This window comes from Algibacter sp. L4_22 (genome assembly GCF_023473045.1).
In the GTDB taxonomy this organism is placed as follows: Bacteria; Bacteroidota; Bacteroidia; order Flavobacteriales; family Flavobacteriaceae; genus Algibacter.
Genome location: NZ_JAMCOK010000030.1, coordinates 1 through 1,876, shown reverse-complemented (window position 1 = coordinate 1,876; position 1,876 = coordinate 1). Strand labels below are relative to the sequence as shown.

Genomic DNA, 1,876 nt, shown 5'->3' with positions numbered 1-1,876 from the left:
AGTTACTATTTTAAACTACTTTTTAAGCGGTTTTAGAACTTTTTTTAGAGCTGAGTGAGCATGAATGGCAACGTTTAGTGTAAGAATAGTAGCGGATTTTTAAACACTAACTTTTCGGTCAAAGATTGACCTTTTATATATTTACTTACTTTGATTTTAGCGATTAAACCGCTATTATTTTTATACATTGTTAGCTACAGTTTTATTTTTTCAATGGCGAAATTTAGTTGTGTATCTTTATTTTCAATGAAATCTTGATATGTTTGACTAACTTCAAAATCAGGTTTAATTCCGTCTCCATAACTTTCCTCTGGCAATCGTTTTACATCTTGTTCCAAATCAACTATTGAAAAAGTTAGAATTAATTTGGAATTGGGTAATTCGTAATTTACTGGAATATGTCCAGTATGACCATAGTATCCACCAAGTGTTTCTTCTCCAATGATAGTTGCATTCTTATCACTTTTAACTAAACTCGCAAACAAGGAACCTGCGGATGCTACATAAGGGTCTATTAACAATATAAGATTTCCTTTAAAAGTATTTTTATTAGGAAGCCAATCTTTATTGAACTTTGAGTTTTGATAGTATTTTCCATCTTTGAAAATAGAATGTTCTTCCTTCAATTCAGTTGGTAGTTCTTCGATATCATCGTCAACATATAAATCAGCAAAAGGAATATCCTGAAAAAGAGTAAATGCGGATGTGTTTTCCTTAAAAGTTCTTTGCGTAAGATAGGAATAGAGTAATAAGTCATTCGGGTCGTTTCCGCCACCGTTTCCTCTAATATCAACTATTAAGTTTGATACTTTTTTTTGATTTATATTTATAAATATTGAATCTAAAAACCGTGCATATTTAGTATGTCCTTTTGATTTGGGACCACCCATTCCAAATGTGTTAATTTCTAAAATTCCTGTATTTATAATATCTAAATATTTATATGAATAGTCATTGTTTTTCCTCCTATCATATTCTTTTGAGTATCGTTTGTTGTAATTAGTATAAAAGTCTTTGTAAGTAACACTTGCAATTTTTAATTCTTGAATAGTATTTGAATTATTTGATTCGTATTGAATATTGAAATGATTTTGTTTACCTAATGTCAAATACATATAAAAAGGTAACCAATCAGTTTCGATGTTTGCATATTTCCCAGTTTTATTAAAACCGTCTGTACTTACGTATTTTGATATTTGAATTAAAAAGTCATTTTGAGGAATATTATTTATAGATATTATTTCACTACCAACAGGAATTCCTTTGTATTCAATATTTGTGTAAAGTTTTTTGTCGATATACTTTAATGGTATTGGAAAGAATATTTTATGATTACTCAATTCTTTGTCCAAAGAATCAGGATATGTTAAATTATTATGACAACTACCTGTGTAATCTATAACATTCCATAATATGTTGTAAAATTCTCGAAACGGTAAATCGTTGTTTAATAACTTTTTACTTGATATAAATATGCTATCAATTTCTTCTTTCGAATGATATTTATAAAGCCCTGGATTTGCTTTTTCATAGATAGTTTGAAAAATTTTAAAATCATCCAACATTGCTTTTTTTGCAATTAAATTTTCTTTTCCAACTTCCGTTTTATTGTTTTCAGATTTACAAGAAATCAGAATTATTAAAATGGAATAGATTATGTATTTTATTCTAATGTTCATTCGTTTGTTTAAATTCTGAGTAACGTTTTTGTAATTTATTGATTATTAAGTGTTTGGTTTTTGGTAAAACGTTTCCTAAAAGTAATTAATTTTTTTTTGGAAATGAGTAGAATTGTAGCTAACGTTTACGTATAAGAATAGTGCGTTGTTTGTGTGCGTGGATTTTCCGCAGGAAAATCATAAGCAACCAAACGCGC

General features: G+C 28.0%; 1 protein-coding gene. It reads right to left on the bottom strand.

Translation table 11 applies throughout. From position 1 onward, the window contains the following. Positions 1–194 precede the first annotated feature (194 nt). Positions 195–1,679: a S41 family peptidase gene (locus M4I23_RS19405; RefSeq protein ID WP_249755511.1), complete on the bottom strand. Its 1,485-nt coding sequence runs from the start codon at positions 1,677–1,679 to the stop codon at positions 195–197. Positions 1,680–1,876 lie beyond the last annotated feature (197 nt).